At 69.1% G+C, this 5,394-nt stretch carries 5 protein-coding genes and 1 pseudogene; all 6 read right to left on the bottom strand.

Annotation, left to right across the window (positions count from 1 at the left end):
- Positions 1 to 656 (bottom strand): LUD domain-containing protein (locus QZV72_RS10075; protein ID WP_297008094.1); only part of this gene is annotated, 656 nt, incomplete at its 3' end.
- Positions 649 to 2,163 (bottom strand): lactate utilization protein B, encoded by a 1,515-nt coding sequence (locus QZV72_RS10070; RefSeq protein WP_297008092.1) that lies wholly within the window; start codon positions 2,161 to 2,163, stop codon positions 649 to 651. The genes QZV72_RS10075 and QZV72_RS10070, both read right to left, overlap by 8 nt.
- A complete protein-coding gene (locus QZV72_RS10065) occupies positions 2,160 to 2,993 on the bottom strand; it encodes a (Fe-S)-binding protein (protein WP_297008091.1) in 834 nt (277 codons plus the stop codon). The genes QZV72_RS10070 and QZV72_RS10065 overlap by 4 nt, the downstream gene beginning before the upstream one ends.
- A gap of 624 nt (positions 2,994 to 3,617) precedes the next feature.
- Positions 3,618 to 4,214, bottom strand: a complete 597-nt coding sequence (locus QZV72_RS10060; RefSeq protein WP_297008088.1) for a hypothetical protein — start codon at positions 4,212 to 4,214, stop codon at positions 3,618 to 3,620.
- Between the two features lie 2 nt (positions 4,215 to 4,216).
- Positions 4,217 to 4,825 (bottom strand): protein tyrosine phosphatase, encoded by a 609-nt coding sequence (locus tag QZV72_RS10055; RefSeq protein ID WP_297008086.1) that lies wholly within the window; start codon positions 4,823 to 4,825, stop codon positions 4,217 to 4,219.
- 95 nt (positions 4,826 to 4,920) lie between these two features.
- Positions 4,921 to 5,394, bottom strand: a pseudogene (locus QZV72_RS10050) (hypothetical protein); the annotation flags it as partial.

Below are 5,394 nucleotides of genomic sequence, written 5' to 3'. Positions count from 1 at the left end.
CTCGGCCCGGCCACCATCGTCACCGGGGAGGTGTGCAGGCCCGCGTCCGTGAGCCGGGTGACGGCCTCGGGCAGCAGTTCGACGATGTCGGCGACCTTCACCACGACGACATGGTGGTCGGGTACCAGGGTCGTGGCGCGGCGTCCGGAGTCCGGCCCGGCGAGCAGGATGGTGCCCGATTCCGCCACCGAGCAGAAGGACGCGGTGACCACCGCGTCCACCCGGTCGAGGTCGGCGACGGTGACGGGGGCGGCGGTGGAGTCCTGCAGGACCTCGCCACCGGCGGCCTCGAAGGGGCCGAGCCAGCGCGCGTCGACGTCGGCGGGGGCGACGACGGTGTTCCCGTCCCCGCCGTGGCCACGGTCGGTGAGGTAGGACGCCACGGCGTCCGCGACGGCGGCATCGGTGTCCGCCACACGGCGCACGGTGGCGTCGTAGTCCTCGAGGCGGTCGACGAGGAGCGCGACAAGATCGTCGGAGCCGGCGGCGAGGTCCCCGGTGTGGCGGTAGCTCCGGGGGACGGCGGTGGTCTCACCGGCGGGCAGGGTGCTGTTCTCCCCGCCCCGCAGTCCCAGGGACGACCGGATCCTGGCGAGGATCTCGGCGCGGGCGGCTGAGGTGTCGGCGGTGCAGGTGGTGCCGGTGGTGTCAGTCATTGCTCTTTCCCTTCTCGCGGTCCTTGAACCAGCTGCGGAAGGACTGCTTCGGCGGCTGCGGCACATCGCGGGAGGAGGTCCACTTCCCGGCGACACCGGGCAGTCCCCACAGGCCGGCCTTCGGGGACAGCCGGTTCGCGATCGGAAGGCCCTTCTCGACAAGGCCCATGCGGCGGCCGTCGCTCATCATCCATTTCGCGCCGTCGAGCGCGGCGTCCAGCTGGGTGCGCGGCAGGCGACCGCCGTGGTTGACCTCCTGGTCCTCGTTGCGCAGCCGGGTGAGAATCTCCGGGATGTTGATCTTCACCGGGCAGGCGTCGAAGCATGCGCCGCAGAGGGAGGACGCGTAGGGCAGCGAGCCGTTGGCGGACTCGTCCACGCCGGTGAGCAGCGGGGTGAGGATCGCGCCGATGGGGCCCGGGTAGACCGAGCCGTAGGCGTGCCCGCCGGCGCGTTCGTAGACCGGGCAGACGTTCATGCACGCCGAGCAGCGGATACACCGCAGGGCGGCGCGGCCGTGCTGGTCGGCCAGTGCCCGGGTGCGTCCGTTGTCGAGCAGGACGACGTGGACGTTCTGCGGTCCGTCGCCGGGAGTCACCCCGGTCCAGAAGGAGGTGTAGGGGTTCATCCGCTCGCCGGTGGAGGACCGGGGGAGCAGTTCCATGAACACCTCCAGGTCCCGGAAGGTCGGCAGCAGCTTCTCGATGCCCATGACGGTGATGAGGGTCTCGGGCAGGGTGACGCACATGCGGCCGTTACCCTCGGACTCGACGACGGACAGGGCGCCGGTCTCGGCGATGCCGAAGTTGGCGCCGGAGACTGCGACCTTCGTCTCGAGGAACTTGCGGCGCAGGTGCCTGCGGGACGCCTCGGCGAGGTGTTCGGGTTCGGAGTCGAGACCGGGGTCGACGTCGTCCATGCCGTTGAGGAAGATGTTGCGGATCTCCTCACGGTTGCGGTGGATGGCGGGGACGAGGATGTGGGAGGGTTTGTCGCCGCCGAGCTGGACGATGAGTTCGGCGAGGTCGGTCTCGTAGGCGTCGATGCCGTGCGGGGCAAGGGCCTCGTTGAGGCCGATCTCCTGGGTGGCCATGGACTTCACCTTGATGACGTCGCGGCGTCCCCGTTCGTTGAGCGGGGCGTTGGCCTCGATGAGGTCCTTGACGACGGCATTGGCCTCGTCGGCGTCCCGGGCCCAGTGGACGTGGCCGCCGGCGGCGGTGAACGCCTCCTCGAACTGGAGGAGCAGTTCGGGCAGCCGGGCGATGACGTCGTTCTTGGTCGCTTCGGCAGCGTCGCGCAGGTCCTCCCAGTCCGGCATCTCGGCGACGCGCAGGGAGCGCTTGGCGCGGATGGTGCCGGTGGCCTTGCGCAGGTTGGTGCGCATCTGGACATTGCCGAGCTCGTGTTCGGCGACCTCGGGGAAGGGGTGGAGCTCGTTGAGGTTGCCGTGGCCGGGGACGGTCGGCATGCCGAGGACGGTGGTGTTGCTGGTCGGGGTGCTCATCGCAGTGCGCCTCCTGTCACGGTGGCGCCCTCATCGGGCAGCAGCAGGGGATGCTCCTTCGTCGAGGCGAGGATCCTGGCGAGGTGCACGGCGGCGGGGACGCTGCCCTCACCGGGGACGAGTCGTCCGGTCCGGGAGAGTCCACCGCCGATGTGCATGAGGCAGGAGGCGTCCCCGCCGGTGCAGGTGGATGCGCCGGTCGACAGTACCGACTCGACCTTGTCGCCGAGCATTGCGCCGGATACCTGCGGGTTCTTCACGGAGAAGGTGCCGCCGAACCCGCAGCAGGAGTCCTCGTTGCCGATGGTGCGCAGTTCCAGGCCTTCGACGGACGCCAGCAGGTCGCGTTGCCGGTCGCCGAGCTTCAGCAGCCGCATGCCGTGGCATGAGGGGTGGTAGGCCACCGTGTGCGGGAAGTACGACCCGAGTTCCGCGGCGGCGTCGGTGACACCGCAGATGTCGGTGAGGAACTGGCAGAGCTCGTAGGTGCGGTCCGCGATCTGGGTGGCTCGGACACCGAGATCCGGGTCACCGTTGTACTCGGCGATCATCGGGTGCTGGTGGCCGAGGGAGGCGACGCAGGAGCCGGACGGCGCGACAGCGTAGTCCCAGCTTCCGTCCTCGAAGGCGGAAAAGGCACGGACGTGGTTGCGGACGACCGGGTAGGCGTCCGTGAATTTGCCGGAGTTGATGTGCATCTGGCCGCAGCAGGCCTGGCGTTCCGGGAAGGTGACCGTGTGGCCGAGCCTTTCCAGGACGTCCACGGTTGCCCGTGCCACCTCCGGATACATCGCGTCGACGATGCATGTGGCGAATAGTGCGATTCTCATGGGGAGTCACCCCTTGTGTTGTGGGACAGTCAGTCACGGCCAGCGTATACCTGAATCGGCGTATTGGCCTGACCACAGGATAGCGGGGTAGGGGGGCGGGGTGGCGTGGAAGATGTTCGGACACCACCGGTCGCGTGCGCCGGATCGAGGAGTTCCGGTGCCGACTGTGCTGCGGGAGAGGATGACCGTGGTAGGGGGCTCGGTCGTCTGAGGGGTGTATCCGGCAGCGTTCCGGTGGTGTCCGTTGGAGATGACCGCCGGGGAGTGGGGGGAGCTGGAGAGGCTCGTTCTCCTCGGGGTGTGCACTGACAATATGCAGGTCAGCCGGGGTACTGCAATCGATCCCGGTGGTCCTCGGGGGTGCCCGACCGGGTACCCTGGGGGGTACCCGGGTAGGTACTTTCTCCTGGAAGCGGCAGGTGACGGGGGGTCACAAAAGGTGAGGGTGGTGTGACGGTGGGGTCCGGCATCCCGTGACGCGGGGGTGGGGGAGAGGCAGGCAAGGCATAGTTACCCCGGGGTGCACGGTTCGTGTCTGCGCGGTAAACCTGCAGGTCGAACAGACTTCTGGCCGGCTCTTCCGGTGGGCTACGGGTGCCGTCGCCGGCCGCCTGCTCCATCGGATCAGCAGGAGGCGGCCCGTACGGCTTTCACCCATCCGGCGGTCTGGTACCACGACTGACCGAGATGGGTCCGCACCGACCTTCCGGACGCCGGACGGTTCACCGCCAGTTCCCCGTCCCAGCACCTCGAGAAATAGAATCGTACCCGTTCCACGTGCTCACGACCGGTGGCCAGAACGTAGGCGGAGCGCCAGTTGTTCTGCTCCGCCAGCGAGGCGAAGGCCCGTGCCTCCCCGCGGGTGGTCGAGGGATCGGGCGCGAAACAGTGGACCCGGACCCCCGGAAGCCCCCCGCAGTACCGGTCCTCAATGACCTGTCCCACCGGGTTCGACAGCACCAGGTCCGGAACTCCGCGCTGCCGCGCCAGATCCCGGGCAGCCTGGTAGTCCCCGGGCGGGATGCCGCCGAGCTGCACGATCACGTCGACGTCGCCGGGCAGCGGATCCGTCCGGGGGAAGTAGATCTCCTTCACCGCGAACCACGACCATGCGACAGTGAGGGCCACGACGCAGACGACGGTGACGGGCACGGTGCGGCGCAGCCGACCGCCGCGGATCCGTCGCCGGCCGCGTGACCGCGGGCCCACCCGGTGCGTCATCGTCAACGCCCGTGGGTCAGCAGGGTGGACAGTTCCGCGACGTCATTGTCGATCGCCCCGAGCACCCGGGTGTACTCCTCCGCCGAGCGGACACCGACCGGGTCCTCGACATCCCCGTCCACCCTGGGCAGCCCGTGCCGGAGTTCCCGGAGGGCGGTCAGGGAGGGGAGCAGACCACTGCGGTGCCACTGCGCCAGCTGCGGTAGCCGGAACGTCTTCGACATCGCGCCGGGGTGGGTGATGAGACAGGAGTCGACCTGCCGCTGCTCGAAGCAGACCACCAGGTCCTGGGCTTCCAGGATCCGACGGCTGACACGCCGTGCGGAGAAACCGCTCCCGTCGATACCCCTGCCCTTCAGGTAGCCGACGGACCTGGAGTCCATGGGGTGGCCGGACAGGCCGGCGACACCGGCACTCGACACGACAATGCCCGGGTGAGCACCATCCTGGTGGCCACCGTCCGGGCGGTCACCGCCGAGGCAGTCACGGAGAAGGTACTCGGCGGCAGGGGAGCGGCAGATGTTCCCGGTGCACACGAACAGGACCCGCAGGGGCGCGGGGGTCTGATAGGGGGCGGACGGCTGCCGGTCGGCTGACATGGTTGACGACATGGCTTCAGTCTCCTGTGAGGTGGAGTAGTGGAGTGGCGGGGTAGCGGAGAGCCTGACAGTGGAGAGCCGGACAGGATCTGCCAGATGGGGCGGGATCAGGCGGGGCCCGTGGACCGGGACAGTCGCCGGAGCTCGCCGACCATTTCCCGGTGCCGCTCCCGCAGTACCGGAACACTGGACCGTACGTGCGAATCGTAGCGCGACTGTTCCTCCGGATCCTCACGCAACCCGACCACCTGCGACACCACCTGGTCGACATCGAAACTGTTGACGTTGTGCACCCACTCCCCGAGACCGAGGTCGGCGAACGCGGAGAACCCCTTCCTCTCGTAGGCGAGGTGGACGACCCGGTGTCCGGCGCGGACCGCCAGCAGTGCCGCGTGGAGGCGCACGGCGACCACCACCCTCGGCGGGCCCTGACGGTGGACGCCACGGCGCAGGTACTCGTCCTCGTCGACAGTGGTCCCCGGGGTGACCTGCTCCTGGGCGGCTCCGTCGTCGTTGCCGCCGACGGTGCTCTGGACGTAGCCGACGACCGGGACTCCGGCGTCCCGCAGTCTCTCGGCGAG

The sequence above is a fragment of the uncultured Corynebacterium sp. genome (genome assembly GCF_902782855.1).
Taxonomy (GTDB): domain Bacteria; phylum Actinomycetota; class Actinomycetes; order Mycobacteriales; family Mycobacteriaceae; genus Corynebacterium.
The sequence above is the reverse complement of the archived record's forward strand: the minus strand, read 5'-3'. Positions and strand labels throughout refer to the sequence as shown.